At 62.2% G+C, this 16,744-nt stretch carries 8 protein-coding genes; all 8 read left to right on the top strand.

Annotated features, from left to right (window positions below; translation table 11 throughout):
* Nucleotides 1–80: 80 nt before the first annotated feature.
* The 8 genes from ACSSS0_RS09805 (at nt 81) to pglZ (ending at nt 16,742) form a co-directional block, all read left to right on the top strand.
* A complete protein-coding gene (locus ACSSS0_RS09805; RefSeq protein ID WP_487230990.1) occupies nt 81–2,315 on the top strand; it encodes a HelD family protein in 2,235 nt (744 codons plus the stop codon).
* 130 nt (nt 2,316–2,445) lie between these two features.
* Nucleotides 2,446–2,640 carry a helix-turn-helix domain-containing protein gene (locus tag ACSSS0_RS09810; RefSeq protein WP_487231204.1) on the top strand — a complete coding sequence of 65 codons (195 nt, stop codon included), beginning with the start codon at nt 2,446–2,448 and terminating at the stop codon, nt 2,638–2,640.
* A gap of 72 nt (nt 2,641–2,712) precedes the next feature.
* The gene (locus tag ACSSS0_RS09815; protein WP_487230991.1) at nt 2,713–3,318 is read left to right on the top strand and encodes a DUF1819 family protein; all 606 of its coding nucleotides are present in this window, start codon (nt 2,713–2,715) and stop codon (nt 3,316–3,318) included.
* 5 nt (nt 3,319–3,323) lie between these two features.
* Nucleotides 3,324–3,929 carry a DUF1788 domain-containing protein gene (locus ACSSS0_RS09820; RefSeq protein ID WP_487230992.1) on the top strand — a complete coding sequence of 202 codons (606 nt, stop codon included), beginning with the start codon at nt 3,324–3,326 and terminating at the stop codon, nt 3,927–3,929.
* Between the two features lie 4 nt (nt 3,930–3,933).
* On the top strand, nt 3,934–7,407 hold the full coding sequence (gene brxC / locus ACSSS0_RS09825; RefSeq protein WP_487230993.1) for a BREX system P-loop protein BrxC: 3,474 nt from the start codon (nt 3,934–3,936) through the stop codon (nt 7,405–7,407).
* A complete protein-coding gene (gene pglX, locus ACSSS0_RS09830; protein ID WP_487230994.1) occupies nt 7,407–10,787 on the top strand; it encodes a BREX-1 system adenine-specific DNA-methyltransferase PglX in 3,381 nt (1,126 codons plus the stop codon). The genes brxC and pglX (ACSSS0_RS09830) overlap by 1 nt, the downstream gene beginning before the upstream one ends.
* Entirely contained in the window at nt 10,787–14,257 is a 3,471-nt protein-coding gene (gene pglX / locus ACSSS0_RS09835; protein ID WP_487230995.1) for a BREX-1 system adenine-specific DNA-methyltransferase PglX, read from the top strand. Before pglX (ACSSS0_RS09830) ends, pglX (ACSSS0_RS09835) begins: the two co-directional genes overlap by 1 nt.
* A complete protein-coding gene (gene pglZ / locus ACSSS0_RS09840; protein WP_487230996.1) occupies nt 14,250–16,742 on the top strand; it encodes a BREX-1 system phosphatase PglZ type A in 2,493 nt (830 codons plus the stop codon). The genes pglX (ACSSS0_RS09835) and pglZ overlap by 8 nt, the downstream gene beginning before the upstream one ends.
* The last annotated feature ends 2 nt before the right edge of the window (nt 16,743–16,744 follow it).

The following is a 16,744-nucleotide window of genomic DNA, read 5'->3' on the forward strand; positions in this document are numbered from 1 at the left end:
AGACTCTCGCTGGCGCCGGCGAGGCAGCTGGTGGGCCGAAGAAGGCCGCTGCCGCCGTACGTCGGGCCGCAGAATCCGCCATGCTGAAGCTCGGCGACTCCGACGAGGCGGTTGCTGTCGGTCGCATCGACATTCAGGGCGAGACGCTGTACGTCGGTCGGCACGCGATCTCCAACGACGAGCGGGATCTGCTGGTCATTAACTGGCAGGCTCCCGCTGCCATTCCGTACTTCGAAGCGTCCTTCGAAGACGCCCTGGGCGTCGCGCTCAAACGAACGTTCAGATGCTCGCGAAACGAGATCGAAGACTTCGACGACCTAATTTTCGAGGAGCTCGCACGACGAGTGGCCGAGCTGAGCGCCACAGACGAGGAGCGATGGGGGGTTGATGATGCTCTGTTGCGCGACCTCGAAGCAGGCCGTACCGGCGAGATGCGTGACATGGTTCAGACCATCCACGCGGCGCAGTACGCGCTCATCCGCAGCCCTCTGGATCGGCTCCTTGTCATTCAGGGTGGCCCTGGCACCGGCAAGACCGCCGTGGCCCTTCACCGAGTGTCATGGCTGCTTTTCAACCATGCAGAGGCGCTCCCTCCGGAAGATGTTTTGGTAGTTGGCCCAACGGACACCTTCACCAAGTACATCCGGGGAGTCCTTCCCGGACTGGGCGACGACAACGTGGAGTACCGCGATCTTCGATCGCTGGGACCCCAGCGATCGAACGGTCGCAACGAGGCCACGCTTGTGCGGCGGATCAAGGGCGAGCTTCGTATGGCCGACTTACTTAAGACTGCCTTGTGGCAACGGGTGCGGTTTCCGGAACGCACCGACACGCTCGAGGTGGGGAGTGGTTTCGGCAGTCCGCGCTTCACGCGGGAGGAAATCGAAGCCGAACTTCCGCGGCACCGTGGCCGAGGTTCTTACAGCGCCGGACGGTCCTCTCTGCGATCCTTCATCCAACGGGAGTCCTCGGCACGAGCCCCACGGGGAATGGTGATCCCGGCTGCCATCGTGGACGCTGCGGTCGATCGAGTATGGCCGTCGCTTACGACCACGACTTTCCTGCGCGACTTGTTGGGTTCACGCGATCGGCTACTAGCGGCTGCGGGAGACAAGTTCACTGCAGCTGAGGTCCGCAGACTCTCGCGCACAGCCTCTGACAAGGTGTCCGACGAGCAGTGGTCCGATGCCGACGTCGCCCTTCTAGACGAGGCCGACGAGCTCATCAACGGACGTTTCACGGCAACGTACGGGCACATCGTCGTTGACGAGGCCCAAGACCTTTCGCCCATGCAGTTGCGCTCGATCCGACGCAGGTCGACAAACGGGTCGATGACGGTCGTAGGGGATATCGCTCAGTCCACCGGCCCATGGGCGCGCCACAACTGGGATGACATTCGCGTCGCACTCACCGTCGAGGTAGATGTCGTCTTCGAACAACTCGAGCTCGGGTACCGCGTGCCACGCCAGATCTACGAGTTCGCCGCTCAACTGTTGCCGTACACCGCGCCCGGCCTGACCCCACCCACCGTCGTTAGATCAGGTCCTGCTGACCCCGAGCTGGTCCGCGCCGACGAATGGGAGGTCGTCTCGCACGCGTTGGCGGCTGCGCGCAGCCACGCCGGCAGCGGCCGCTTCGTCGGCCTCATCTGCCCGGACCGGTATCGGCAGAAGCTCGAGGAGGAACTCACCTGGCACGACGTCAAGTGGGCGAACGTCGGTGCCGGCCAACTGGACGCCTCCATCAACGTGGCACGCCCCGCTGAGGCCAAGGGACTCGAGTTCGACGCCGTCGTCATCATCGATCCCGCCTCGATCGTCGCCGAGTCAGAGTGGGGGCTGAGGCACCTATATGTCGCTCTCACACGAACCACCAAGTACCTGACGGTCGTACACACTGGCAACCCCCTACCGGTGCCCGAGGACGAGAAAGTGCCCGACGCTCTCCTCGAGATCGCGGAGGTGCGCGGTCTTGAGCAGAGCGAACTCTTCCCCATGCCACATCTGGCACCGCAGTCGGTCCTCGTCTCAGATCCACAGGGGAACGATCCGGCAGCATCTGTCGCCACGCCTACCGGGTACGCCGGGCCGCCCCATGCCGCCGCGGCGGCGCACCCGGACTACGCCCCGCACACGGGCCTGGGACTGCTGAATCGGGCTGTGGTGGAGGGAGCCGCCGAGATGCTCGCCTCGGAGATCCGCCAAGCGCTGGCACCCGAACTCTGGCCCGCAGTTGTGGCTCGACTGGCCGAACTCGTGGGCGGCGAGGCGGGACCCGGAATCATTGCGAGGGAATCTGAACCTCCGAAGGTCTGATGGCGCATCTCGTTCAACCCAGGCGGCCGAGTGCATGCCGCGGCTACCGGCCTTGGGCACCAACGAAACCCTGAGAAACCGGGTCAGACTGGCTAGAATGCGCTAGTTGCCGCCCAACCTGGAGTTACATATGACGGAGCCCTGGCTCTCTGCCGACGACATCGCCGCTCACCTAGGGGTCACCAAGGACACGGTCTACGCCTGGGTATCAGAGCGGGCGATGCCAGCACACAAAGTGGGTCGCCTGTGGAAGTTCCAGGTCTCCGAGGTCGACGCTTGGGTCCGGCGCGGCGGCGCTGCCACTCGATCGGACGGCAGGGAGTGAGGACGCGAGTACCCGGGACTGTCGGAGCCGAGCGATACGCTTTCCTACTTTGCGGTATCTGAGGAGGAACGCGTGTCAAGTGGTTCGGGAGCGGGGAGATACGCCCTGTCGTTCACATCGGGCGCATTGCTCGCGCGCGAGGCGTCGGTCGCAGCCCCGCTCTATCTGCGTACTCGAGACTGGACGGCTGTGCGTTCAGTCATCACGGAAGGCAACCTGCTCCAGAGCCGAGTTGCCAGCACAAACACTCGCGCGCTGCGCGCCCTCGGCCCCCGCCTCGAGCTCTTGACCGGCGACGAGCTTGAGATCGTCGCAGAGGGCACGTCCACCGAACGAAGCCACCTGATGTGGGCTGCGACGTGCCGACGCTACGACCTGATCGGCGAGTTCGCTGAGGAAGTGCTCCGGGAACGCTTCCTCACTTTGGCCGGCACTGTCACCTACAAGGAGTACGACTCCTTCTACCGCTCCAAAGCGATGTGGCACGACGAGCTCGACGAAGTCACCGAAGCGACGTACAGGAAGCTTCGACAGGTGCTGTTCAGGATGATGGCGGAGGCCACACTGCTGACCAAGCAAGGTCATATCCAGCCTGCGCTTCTCTCGGCCCGCGTCGCCGAATGCCTCAGCAAGCGCACGCCGAGCGACATCCGATTCTTTCCGACCAAGGTGGCCTGACGACCGTGCAGCCCAAGACGACATTGTCTCAGCAGGAGGGGCACCTTTTTCGGGTGCTCAGCAGCGAACGCTTCCTCAGAATGGAGGGGCTCGGGAACGAGGTCGCTCACTTCATCTACGACTACGACCCCACGTGGGCGCTCGAGGTGGCTCAGGCAAGGAAGCGCATTAAGACCAGGCTCGACACCGAACTGGGAATCAAGGTGCTCGAAATCAACCTCTACGACCTTTGCGTCGAGCTGCTCAAGGAGCGAAAGGTCTGGGGCCGCGTCTTAGCCGCCGAGCCAACCATGGACAAGGCAGACTTCCTCCGGATGCTCCAGAACATGCTCGACCCCCAAATGCATCTCGCGCCGGCCATCAAGGCGCGCATCGAGGCCGAGTCGTTTGAGATCCTCTTCCTTACTGGCATCGGCGAGGTCTTCCCGTTCGTACGGTCGCACACCGTACTGAACAACCTTCAAACTGTTGTCTCCCACAAGCCGATGCTGATGTTCTTCCCCGGTCGCTACGAAGTGTCGGCCACTCAGGGCTCAGCGCTGGTCCTCTTCGGCCAGCTCAAGGACGACTCCTTCTACCGCGCAAAGCGCATCCTCGACCAGGAAGCATGACCCGATGAAACTCAACGAGATCTTCCTCAAGGACGTCACACGCTCAATCGAGGGTGTCGTCAAGGCCGACGACGTCGACCACCTCGGCGTCGAGGTCGAGGAGTACGTCTTCACCAACGACGCAGCCAAAGGCGTCGCTCCCTTGCTCGAGGAGTACACCAACTACACGACCGCCAACGGCGTGTGGATCTCGGGCTTCTTCGGCTCCGGTAAGTCACACCTGCTGAAGATGCTTGCGCATCTCCTGGGCGATGTCGAAGGCCAGGACTTCCCCCGCGCTCACGTGAGCGTCAGCTTCCTCAGCAAGACCGACGACGCGATGCTCACCGCATCGCTGAAGAAGGCGGCGTCCATCCCCGCCAAGAGCCTGCTGTTCAACATCGACCAGAAGGCGACGCTGATTGCGAAGGACCAGTCCGATGCCCTCCTCAAGGTGTTCGTCAAGGTCTTCGACGAGAGCCGTGGGTACTTCGGAAACGACGGCGCAGTCGCTCGCTTCGAGGAAGATCTCGATCAGCGCGGCCAGTACGACGCCTTCAAGACCGCCTTCCAGAAGCACGCGGGCATCGCTTGGTCTCAAGGGCGCGAGCAGACTGCGCTCGAAGGCCACAACATCGACAAGGCCTTCGCCGAGGTCAACGGCGACGCGAACCCGGGCATCATCGCTCAGTACCAAAAGTCCTACGCGGTCTCGATCGAGGACTTCGCCACCGCAGTCAAGGCCTATATCGACACGCAGGACCCAGGATTCCGGCTCAACTTCTTCGTGGACGAGGTCGGCCAGTTCATCGCCGACGACGTCAAGCTCATGCTCAACCTCCAGACCATCGCCGAGTCCCTCAACACGAAGTGCAAGGGACAGTCGTGGGTCTTCGTCACCTCCCAGGAGGACATGGACAAGGTCATCGGCGACCGCACCAGGCAGCAGGGCAACGACTTCTCCAAGATCCAGGCCCGGTTCAGCGCCAAGGTGAAGCTCACGAGTCAGGACGTAGAGGAGGTTATCAGCAAGCGCCTTCTGGAGAAGAACCAGCAAGGCGCGGCAGAGTTGATGGCGCTCCATGCGAAGGAAGCGGAGAACTTCAAGACAATCTTCGACTTCGTCGACGGTGCGAAGACGTACCGCAACTACGTCGACGGCGGCAGGTTCATCAGCACCTACCCGTTCGTCACGTATCAGATCCCCATGTTTCAGGCCGCGATCGAAGGCCTGTCGGACCACAACATGTTCGAGGGTAAGAACAGCTCGGTCGGCGAGCGCTCCATGCTGGGTGTCGTTCAAGAGGTTGCAAAGCGCATCGGTGCCGAACGGGTCGGGTACCTCGCTACCTTTGACCAGATGTTCGCGGGCATCAGCGCAGCCCTGAAATCGGCCGCGCAGAGTGCCGTCCTACAGGCCGAGAAGCACCTGCCCGATCCAACCTCCGAGGTCACCATCCTGGCCAACCGCCTGTTGAAGGCGCTGTTCCTCGTTAAGTACGTCGACACCTTCAAGGCCACGCCCCGCAATTTGACCGTTCTCGTCTACGACCGCTTCGGGCTCGATCTGACGGCACTGGGTAAGCAAGTGCAGGAGGCACTCAACCTTCTCGAGACTCAGTCGTACGTCCAGCGAAATGGCAACCTCTACGAATACCTCACCAACGAAGAGCAGGAGATCGAGAAGGAGATCAAGGGCGTCGACATCGACTCCTCGGAGGTTTCCAGCAAGCTTTTCAAGTATTTAGCCTCGGACATTCTCAAGGCGAACAAGCTGAAGTACCTCAAGAACGGTCAAGACTTCGCCTTCGGATACAAGCTCGACGACATCGTCCACGGCAACCAGCGTGAGCTGACCATCCACTTCATCTCGCCGGAGACGAACTACACCGACGAAGAGATCAAGATGCAGAGCGCTGGGAAGGACGAGCTGCGCGTCTTCCTCGGCCGCGACAGGCGACTGCTTGCCGACCTCCGGCTTCTCCTCAAAACCGAGAAGTACACCAAACAGCGCACCAACTCGGGGGCGACCCCATCGATGCAGGCGATCCTTCAGTCCAAGCAGGTGCTGAACGCGGATCGCGAGAAGGAGCTCATCGAGCGGCTCCGGCAGGCTATCGCCAAGGCGCAACTAGTCATTAACGCGGCCGAGGTGCCTTCGACGTCGCAGGACGCCGTGACACGGGTCTCGGACGGCTTCCAGGATCTCGTCGGCCGCACGTACACGAGCCTGGCGCTGCTCGGGGGAAAGACCTACTCCGAACCACAGGTAGCGGCAGTTATCCAGAGCGAGACCGGCTTGTTCGGCACCGAGAATCTGAGTGCGCTGACGACGCCCGGCACCGAGATGGAGTCCTGGATCATCTCCCAGACGAGCTTGGGAGAGCAGGTCACGGTGAAGAAGATCGTCGATCGCTTTGAGTCCAAGCCCTACGGGTGGGATCTCGGCTCCATCGAGGTCGTGCTGGGCTGGCTGGTCGGCAATGGCAAGGTGATGCTCAGCGTCGACGCCAACCCGATCGTGCGCACGGAGGCGGCCGCCCTGATCCGCAACACGGGCAAGCACTCGCACACGGTCGTCGCGCCTCAGAAGGCGTACGACACGACGAAGGTCGCTGCCTTCAAGAAGTTCTGTGCCGACTTCTTTGATGACGGGGCAGTGCCGAGCGATCCGACCGAGCTGGCCCGTTTCGGCAAGGACAAGCTCGCCGCAAAGAAGGAAGAGCTCAACGCTCTGGTGATCAGCAGCCGGTACCCGTTCGTGAGCCAGCTGTCGAGGGCGGTCACGCTGCTCGACCAGGTGACCGGCAAACCGGCGGAGTGGTACCTCGTCGACTTCGACAAGGCCGACGAGCTCATCGAGGCCAAGGAGAACCTCGTCGACCCGATCAAGTCGTTCCTCAGCGGGCAGCAAGCCAAGATCTTCGACGAGGCGCAGGCCGTGCTCAGCGTCAACACCGCAAATCTCAGCTATCTCCCGGAAGGGAGCTCTGACACGGTCGAGGCCCTCCTTGCGGACCCCAACGCGTTCCGCGGCAACAAGATGAACCAGCTCAAGAACGCGTCAGATTCTCTTGTCAGTGCCGTGGAAGCCAGGATCGCCGAGTCTCTTGCGGCAGTGAAGACCGAGGTCGACACGCGGATGACGTCGCTTCGCCTTGAGACCTACTTTGCATCGGCAAGCGAGGACGTCCGAGTCGAAGTCGAGACCACAGCGCACCACTTCGTGTCCGAGGCCGCTAGTCAGAAGCTCATCGCCGTGCTTGACCAGAGCAAGGCGCGCTTCGAGCAAGTTGTCTACCCCAGTCTCATCGAGCGGCTGCTTGACCAGGATTCGGATGACGACGACCCGCACAAGCCCACAGTGGGCGTCGCCACGATCAAGGCATCCGGTGGACCGACGCTCATCGAGACCGAGTCGGACGTGGACGCCTACCTCGCAGCACTCCGCCTGGCGTTGGTTAGGACGATCAACGACGGAAAGCGAATCTCGAACTGATGGAAACTGGACCGCTTAAGTCGTTTGCTGTCTCGGCGCGCACGGAGCTGATCCGTGAGGTGAGGGCCCGGGTTACGGCCGTGCTCGCCCAGGGGTCTCCCGAACGTGTCGAACGGCCGCACGCTGTCGTGGCGCTGGAGCGGGCCATAGCCGCGGTCGGTGGTGGGGACGCGGGCAGGGCGAATGTCGCGGACAAGGTGGCCTACACCTGGTTCAACCGGATCATCGCGCTGAGGTTCATGGACGCCAACGGCTACACCGGGATCGGCGTCGTCTCGCCAGCGGCCGACCAGGTCGGCCAGCCCGAGGTGCTGTCCGCCGCTAAGCGCGGCCAGGTCGACACCACCATCGTCAAGACCGCGAACGCCGCGACCATCACGGGGCTGCTCAACGGCACCCGCCAGCCGCGCCCCGGCGTCGACGCCCAGGCTGAGGCGTACGCGCTGCTCCTAGCGGACTACTGCCGATTCTGGAACACCGCCATGCCCTTCATGTTCGAACGCGAAGGTGACTACACCGAGCTGCTCATTCCGGCCAACCTGCTCGCCGACGACTCCGTGCTCAGCCGCTCCGTCGCGGTGCTCACCGGAGATGTCTGTCAGGACGTCGAGGTCATCGGCTGGCTCTATCAGTTCTACATCTCGGAGCGGAAGGCCGAAGTCTTCGCCGGGTTCCAGAAGAATAAGAAGGCCGGCGCCGACGAGATCCCGGCCGCGACCCAGCTGTTCACCCCGCACTGGATCGTCCGCTACCTCGTCGAGAACTCCCTCGGCCGCCTCTGGCTGCTCAACCGCCCATCGTCCGGTCTGGCCAGCCAGATGGACTACTACATCGCCCCAGTCGACGAAGAGAGCGACTTCCTCAAGATCACCAGGCCCGAAGAGCTAAAGGTCATCGATCCTGCCTGTGGCTCGGGCCACATGCTCACCTACGCCTTCGACCTCCTCTATGCGATCTACGAGGAGGAGGGGTACGCGCCGTCGGAGATCCCGGGCCTGATACTCACCCACAACCTCTACGGCACCGAGATCGATCCGCGAGCCGGCGCACTCGCAGCCTTCGCCCTGACGATGAAGGCCGCCGCCAAACGCAAGCTCTTCCTCAAGAACCCGGTCGAGCCGAACATCTGCGTTCTCGACCCGATCTCCTTCAGCCCCTCCGAGCTGGACTTCCTCGTGACCAGGGACGGAGACCGCTACGCCGAAGAGGCGTTCTGGAACCAATTCGCAGAGGCCGACACGCTCGGATCGCTGATCACTCCCGATCCCGCGCTGTGTGCTCGCCTTGCACGTCACCTGAACGCGCTCGACGACGGCGGCGACATGTACAAGGCCGACGCGATCGAGTGGGCGTGGCGGGTGATCCGCCAAGCGGGGGTGCTGTCGGCGAGGTACTCCGTGGTGGTCGCTAACCCGCCCTACATGGGCAGCGGGAGCATGTCCTCGGTTCTGAGTGAGTTCGCGACGGTGGAGTATCGCCAGTCCAAGGCAGATCTGTTTGCCATGTTCATCGAGCGTTGCCTAGCGCTGAGTACACAGGGCGCTCTCGTTGGCATGATCACTATGCAGTCGTGGCTGTTCATCGCGACGTACGAGGCGCTCCGCAGGTCTGTTCTGGAACGACGGCATGTCGTTGGCCTTCTGCAGCTTGGCACTGCCGCTTTCGACAGCATCGGCGGAGCAGTCGTGTCGACTGCTGCGTTCGTGATCGAGAACGCCCCAGGGGGGAAGCGCCAGTCAGTCTTTGTCGACCTGACTGCGGGAAGGGACGAGCGGGCCAAGAGTCGCGCACTTGCAGAGGCAGTCAACTCGGAGACCTCAGTGCTGAGGCGCCAGTTGCCCGCCGAACGGTTTTTGGAACTTCCCGGTGCCCCTTTCGCGCACACGATTCAGAACTTCGAAGTCTTCCGTGGCCCGCGCGTCTCAGCACGTTGGCGCTCTGGCGGGCGTCTCAAGACACACGACGGCGCGCGCTACATCCGGTACTGGTGGGAGGTCTGCAGGAACAGCGATAGGTGGCGTCCTCTAATCAAGGGGGGAGACTTCCAGCCCTTCTACGGGAACCGCGACTTCGTCGTCGACTTTTCGTCAGCAGCTGTCGAGTTCTACCGGGGCCATGGCGGGCTGTACCCCAATGAGAACCGAGGTGTTGCGGGAATCTGCTGGACGAAGATCGGGCGGCTAAGCTTCCGCATCAAGAACGCGGACGAAGAGTTCGATTCGGCATCGCCGACGTTGCTGCCTGCCTGCGAGGACGATGTCCTACCGCTGTTGGCGTACCTCAACTCAAGCGAGGTGCGCGCTCTCGTCGCCGTCCTCAACCCGACGATAAACACCCAGGTGGCGAACGTTCTCGAATTACCCGAGCCTGATTGGCCGGACAACGCCAAGTCTGGTCTGACGCGACTTGGACAGAAAATGTTGGACTTGGCCAAGGGCAAGTGGGAATCCGGCGAGACGGCAGATGACTTCGCGCACCCCAGGATGCTCGCGGTCGCCAACGGCGGTTCGGTGAGCGAGGCGATTGAGTTCGTGCTGACCGAGGATTCTGAACGTCAATCGATGCAACTCAAGGTTGCCGACGAGATCGACGCGATTGTTGGCCCGCTGCTGGCAACCGGACTGCGGGGGCCGACGAGCTCAGACCTAGTGACAGACAGCAGGTCGTCTGCAGGACTCATTTCGGATCTTGTGTCGTACGCCGTCGGCTGCATGTTCGGCCGCTACAGCCTCGACGAGCCGGGGCTGATCCTCGCGGACCAGGGCGCGACCTTGGAGGACTACCTGGCAAAGGTTCCATCACCGACATTCGCGCCGGACGCGGACAACGTCATCCCGATCGTGGATGGCGACTGGTTCGAGGACGACCTCGTCGGGCTCTTCCGCCGGTTCCTCCGGACCGCGTTCGGAGAGCAGCACTTCGAGGAGAACCTCACGTTCGTCACCGAGTCCCTCGGCGTGAAGAACCTCAGGGACTACTTCATCACCCGGGCCGGGAGGTCCAAGTTCTACGACGACCACGTCCAGCGGTACAAGAAGCGCCCTATTTACTGGCTCTTCTCCAGCCCGAAGGGGTCGTTCAACGCCCTCATCTACCTGCACCGCTACACGCCATCCACGGTGTCGACGGTGCTGACCTATCTGCGTGAGTACGTCACCAAACTGGAGTCGACACTCCAGCACGCCGAGCGCGCAGGGAACGCCAAGGAAGCCGACCGGCTCCGTAAGATCCTCGTCGAGCTCAACGAGTACGAGCACGACACGCTCTACCCCAAGGCATCCGCGAACGTTGTGATCGACCTCGACGACGGCGTTAAGGCCAACTACCCGAAGTTCGGCGCCGCGCTAAGGAAGATCGCAGGCTTGGAGGCAGACAACTGATGGAGACTGGACCGCTGAAGTCGTTTGCTGTCTCGGCGCGCACGGAGCTGATCCGTGAGGTGAGGGCCCGGGTTACGGCCGTGCTCGCCCAGGGGTCTCCCGAACGTGTCGAACGGCCGCACGCTGTCGTGGCGCTGGAGCGGGCCATAGCCGCGGTCGGTGGTGGGGACTCGGGCAGGGCGAATGTCGCGGACAAGGTGGCCTACACCTGGTTCAACCGGATCATCGCGCTGAGGTTCATGGACGCCAACGGCTACACCGGGATCGGCGTCGTCTCGCCAGCGGCCGACCAGGTCGGCCAGCCCGAGGTGCTGTCCGCCGCTAAGCGCGGCCAGGTCGACACCACCATCGTCAAGACCGCGAACGCCGCGACCATCACGGGGCTGCTCAACGGCACCCGCCAGCCGCGCCCCGGCGTCGACGCCCAGGCTGAGGCGTACGCGCTGCTCCTAGCGGACTACTGCCGATTCTGGAACACCGCCATGCCCTTCATGTTCGAACGCGAAGGTGACTACACCGAGCTGCTCATTCCGGCCAACCTGCTCGCCGACGACTCCGTGCTCAGCCGCTCCGTCGCGGTGCTCACCGGAGATGTCTGTCAGGACGTCGAGGTCATCGGCTGGCTCTATCAGTTCTACATCTCGGAGCGGAAGGCCGAAGTCTTCGCCGGGTTCCAGAAGAATAAGAAGGCCGGCGCCGACGAGATCCCGGCCGCGACCCAGCTGTTCACCCCGCACTGGATCGTCCGCTACCTCGTCGAGAACTCCCTCGGCCGCCTCTGGCTGCTCAACCGCCCATCGTCCGGTCTGGCCAGCCAGATGGACTACTACATCGCCCCAGTCGACGAAGAGAGCGACTTCCTCAAGATCACCAGGCCCGAAGAGCTAAAGGTCATCGATCCTGCCTGTGGCTCGGGCCACATGCTCACCTACGCCTTCGACCTCCTCTATGCGATCTACGAGGAGGAGGGGTACGCGCCGTCGGAGATCCCGGGCCTGATACTCACCCACAACCTCTACGGCACCGAGATCGATCCGCGAGCCGGCGCACTCGCAGCCTTCGCCCTGACGATGAAGGCCGCCGCCAAACGCAAGCTCTTCCTCAAGAACCCGGTCGAGCCGAACATCTGCGTGCTCGACCCGATCTCCTTCACCCCCGACGAGCTGAGTTACCTCGTCACCACAGACGGGGATCGCCACGCAGAAGAAGCCTTCTGGAACCAATCGGCCGAGGCCGACACCTTCGGATCGCTCATCACCCCCGACCCGGCTCTCGTTGAGCGTCTCTCGCGTCACCTGGAGACGCTCAGTGACGACGGCGACATGTACAAAGCCGACGCACTCGACTGGGCTCGGCAGGCAATCCACCAGGCAGAGATCCTTTCCCCGAGGTACAGCGTGGTGGTCGCGAACCCGCCCTATATGGGCAGCAAGAACATGGGAGGCCGCCTCCAAGAATGGGCGCAAAGCGAGTATCCGAAGACCCGCTATGACTTGTTCGCCATGTTCTTCGAGCGCGGCCTTGCACTCGTCTCGCCCCATGGCATCGCGGCCATGGTTACGATGCAGTCGTGGATGTTCCTGGCACGCTACAGTGATTTCCGAACCGATCTACTGCATCATTACTCGATCGAAAGCATGGTACATCTCGGATCCCGTGCGTTCGAGAGTATCGGCGGAGAAGTGGTTCAAGTTGCTGCCACGTGCGTGGCGAAGAGCAGGTCGACGACGCTTGGAAGATATCTCAGGTTGGTCGATATCGATTCGCCCATTGAGAAGGCCAGCATAATCCGTTCTGCCGCCATGGGGAGCACTGTCGATCACGAGTTCACGGCAAACCAGAAGCGCTTTTTGGAGATTCCGGGAGCACCGATCGCATACTGGGCGTCAGACGCGCTGTTGGGAACCTTCAAAAGTGGTAGACGCGTCGAAGACGTCTGCCCCGTTCGTCAGGGCTTCCAAACTGGCGACAATGACCGGTTCATGCGCTTTTGGTACGAGGTGTCTCGCAACACAATCCGATTCGACGCTAATTCTACCGCCGATTTTCGCTCCTCTGGGTCTAAGTTTGCTCCATACCTCAAAGGCGGGTCATTCCGGAAGTGGTTCGGTAACGACGAGTACGTCGTTGCGTTTGATCCTGCGTCCTATTCCGCACTAAGCAAGCTCGGAAACAAGCTACCGTCACGGTCGCTATACTTTCTTGACAGCATAACTTGGTCAGCCCTTTCCTCGGGAGACTTCGGGGCCCGCTACGCGGGAATCGGGAGCACCTTCAGCGCAAAGGGAGCCTGCGCCTTTCCGACCGACAGGCTCGCCCGAGATCTCGTGCTGGCAATCTTTAATTCGTCGGTTGCTGGCGAGTTGCTCGAGTTTATGGGCGCGACACTCGACTTCAACGTTGGCTCACTGCGAGACATTCCGCTGCCAGCGGCAGTTTCGAGCGAAGCCGAAAGTAGTCTTCACGAGCTGGTGGAGGAGCTAATCGCTATCCATCGCGAAGACTGGAACGCCGACGAATCCGCCCCTGGCTTCGTTGAAAGTATGTTGGTTCCCTCCGCAGCGATGGAGTCGCTCCGGAGGATTACCGCCATCTCCGCGCAACGCGCCTTCGCCAACGCCGAGCGGGTCACTGCGCTTCAGAGTGCGTTGGACAATCTGGTCAGTTCGCTCTACGGGCTCCCCCCGGGGCCGGAGCTGGCCGTCACGCTGCGCTTCGCGTCGGGTGCCGACGCGGCAACCGGGAAGGCCTTGAACGCGCGACTCGTGCGCGACCTCATTTCGTATGCCGTCGGTTGCATGTTCGGTCGTTACAGTCTCGATGAGCAGGGGCTGATCGTCGCCGACCAGGGCGCGACCCTTGAGGACTATCTCGCGAAGGTGCCGAGCCCGACGTTCGCTCCGGACGCGGACAACGTCATTCCGATCGTGGACGGGGACTGGTTCGAGGACGACATGGGTGGACTCTTCCGTCGGTTCCTCCGGGCGACGTTCGGTGATCAGCATTTTGAGGAAAACCTCACGTTCGTCACCGAATCACTCGGGGTGAAGAACTTGCGGGACTACTTCATCACTCGGGCGGGGCGGTCCAAGTTCTACGACGACCACGTTCAGCGGTACAAGAAGCGGCCGATCTACTGGCTCTTCTCCAGCCCCAAGGGGTCGTTCAACGCCCTGATCTACATGCACCGCTATACGTCGTCTACCGTCTCGACGGTGCTGACGTACCTGCGTGAGTTCATCACCAAGTTGGAGTCGGCACTCCAGCACGCCGAGCGCGCCGGGAACGCCAAGGAAGCCGACCGGCTCCGTAAGATCCTCGTCGAGCTCAACGCGTACGAGCACGACACGCTTTACCCCAAGGCGTCCGAGAACGTCGTCATTGACCTCGACGATGGGGTCAAGGCGAACTACCCGAAGTTCGGCACTGCGCTGAGGACGATCGCAGGCTTGGAGGCATCCGGTGAGTGAGCTGAGCTCCATCAGAGATGTCCTCCTGCGTCGACTCGACGCCGAACGGGTCGTGTTCTGGCATGACCCGGCCGGTGACTACGATTCGGAGCTCGACGCGCTCGATCTTGACGACGTGAACGTGATTCGGGTGCTGGACAACGAGTTCAGTGTGAAAAGCACCGTCCTCGCCGATGGAGTCACGAAGCACCTCGTGTACCGCTCCGGAGATGTCCCACGCGGCACGGCGAACTGGCTCCTCGATTTGGAGCTCGCCTACGGCGTCTTCACTGCAGACAAGACCTCGATGCTGCAGCGCGAGCTTGGCCTCGAGGACCCGGCCTTCGGGCCGCTCATCGAGCAGCATCAGAAGTTCTTTGGGGCCGCGAGCCGGAAGCAGGCACTCGAGAAGCTCCTAGCCGACGGGGACGACGCCACCCGCGTCCGAGCCAAGATGTGCCGGGTCCTGGTCAAGGCGGCCGGAAGCAAGCTGACGGACATCACGCAAGAGCTCCTCGTCGAGAACGCCGCAGGCAAGGCCGCGAAGTTTGACGATCTGGTCACGTTCGGCCTCGACCAGTTCCTCTGGGACGGGCTAGCGAGCATCTACAGGTACACCAGCGAGTCCCCCTCGATCGACGATTTTGTCCTTTGGATGTTCAGCCGGGCCTTCGTCGATTTTGCGTCTCCCACCCCCAATGCGCTCCGCAACATCCGCAGCGACTTCAACAGCCTGCGCTACGACGTGCGCACCCAGGACACGATGAGGACGCTCGCTGAGCGCGCAGGCAAAGCACTCGACCTGGAGTCGAAGATCTCCAGCCGGAGCGCCCGCGACCTTGTCGGAGTCACCATCTTCGAGGAAGTCGACCGGCGGGTCATCGTCGACCTCGCCGCCGACGTCGCCGCTCAGTCGGTGACACCACGCGAGGTGTCTGACATCGTGCGACAGCGCCAGGAGAGCCTGTGGAACGCCGCATACGCCAAGGTGTACAAGGCTATCCAGAGCGCGTCGGAACTGTTCGCCGCCATTAACGCCCTACCTCAGGCGATTGTGTCGGCCGATACCGGGCTGGAGCTGTACCGGGATGACTGGTTCCGCATCGACCAGCTGTACCGTCGCTTCACCTACGCGTGCCAGACCGCCGACTTCCAGCAGCCACTTGCAGCACTCAAGACCGCGGTCGATAAGCAATACGCGAATAAGTACCTATACGACTTCGGTGGGGTGTGGCAGCAGGCTCTCGGCAAGACCCAGGAGTGGAAGCATTCCTCCCTCATGCCACAAGCCGCGTTCTTCGACCGATACGTCGCCCCCGTCGTCAAGGACGGACGCAGCAAGGCGGTGGTGATCATCTCGGATGGCATGCGCTACGAGATCGCGGATGAGCTCGCATCGATGATCCGTGGCGTGGACCGCTTCGACGCCTCCATGTCGGCCGTGCTCGGATCGTTGCCCAGTTACACCCAGCTCGGCATGGCAGCGCTGCTTCCTCATTCGAGTCTGCAACTCGACCCGAGCGCCTTGCCCGTACTTGCGGACGGGAAGCCGACGAACGGCACGGCCAACCGCAACAAGGTCCTGCAATCGGTCAACGGTCACGCACTCGCCGCCAGTGATGTGCTGTCGATGACCAGCGACGAGCTGCGGGCGTTATACAAGCAGCACCACATCTTTTACGTTTACCACGACCGAATCGACGCTGCCGGCGACAAGGCCGCGACGGAGCGCACCGTCTTCGAGGCCGCCCAGGAATCGCTTCGAGAACTGCTGCTCCTTGTGAAGAAGTGGGCGAGCGCCAATGCGACAAACATCCTGCTAACCGCAGACCACGGCTTCCTCTACCAAGACACCCCACTCGAGCCGGCGTACTACGTGTCTGAGAAGCCCCAAGGTGACGCGGTCACAAAGACCAACCGTCGCTATGTGCTCGGCAAGTCGCTTAAGCCGTCCCCATCGTTCATGACGTTCACGTCGGCACAGGTGGGGCTTGTGGGAGACGTCGACGTTCAGATCCCGAAGTCGATCCAGCGCATTCCGTTGGCGGGAGCGGGCACCCGCTACGTTCACGGCGGCGCCTCGCTCCAAGAGATCGTCGTCCCCGTCATCACGGTCAACAAGAAGCGCAAGAACGACGTACGCCCGGTCACCGTCGACCTCATGCCAGAAACCGACAAAATCACGACGGGCCAGCTCACGGTCAAACTTCTTCAACGCGAGGCCGTGACGGACAAGATCCAGTCGCGCCAGGTACGCGTTGGGCTGTACGCCGGCGAGACACCTATATCTGATCGGCCCATCCTGACCTTCGACAGCACCTCGGACGACCAGCGGGAGCGCTATCAGTCGGCAACGCTCTACCTCAGCGAAGAGGCCGACGACTTCAACAACCGACAGGTGGAACTGCGGCTCGAAGAGCCCATTCCGAACACGACCCAGTGGAAGTCCTTCTCGAAGGGCAACTACACCATCAAGCGTTCGTTCACGACGGACTTCGACTTCTAGGA

It is taken from the genome of Terrabacter sp. R4-6 (genome assembly GCF_057529065.1).

Excerpts from the sequence above, each read along its gene's own strand:
- ACSSS0_RS09805 (WP_487230990.1), top strand. The coding sequence starts at position 81 with ATGCTGAAGCTCGGCGACTCCGACGAGGCGGTTGCTGTCGGTCGCATC.
- ACSSS0_RS09810 (WP_487231204.1), top strand. The coding sequence starts at position 2,446 with ATGACGGAGCCCTGGCTCTCTGCCGACGACATCGCCGCTCACCTAGGG.
- brxC (WP_487230993.1), top strand. The coding sequence starts at position 3,934 with ATGAAACTCAACGAGATCTTCCTCAAGGACGTCACACGCTCAATCGAG.
- pglX (WP_487230994.1), top strand. The coding sequence starts at position 7,407 with ATGGAAACTGGACCGCTTAAGTCGTTTGCTGTCTCGGCGCGCACGGAG.
- pglX (WP_487230995.1), top strand. The coding sequence starts at position 10,787 with ATGGAGACTGGACCGCTGAAGTCGTTTGCTGTCTCGGCGCGCACGGAG.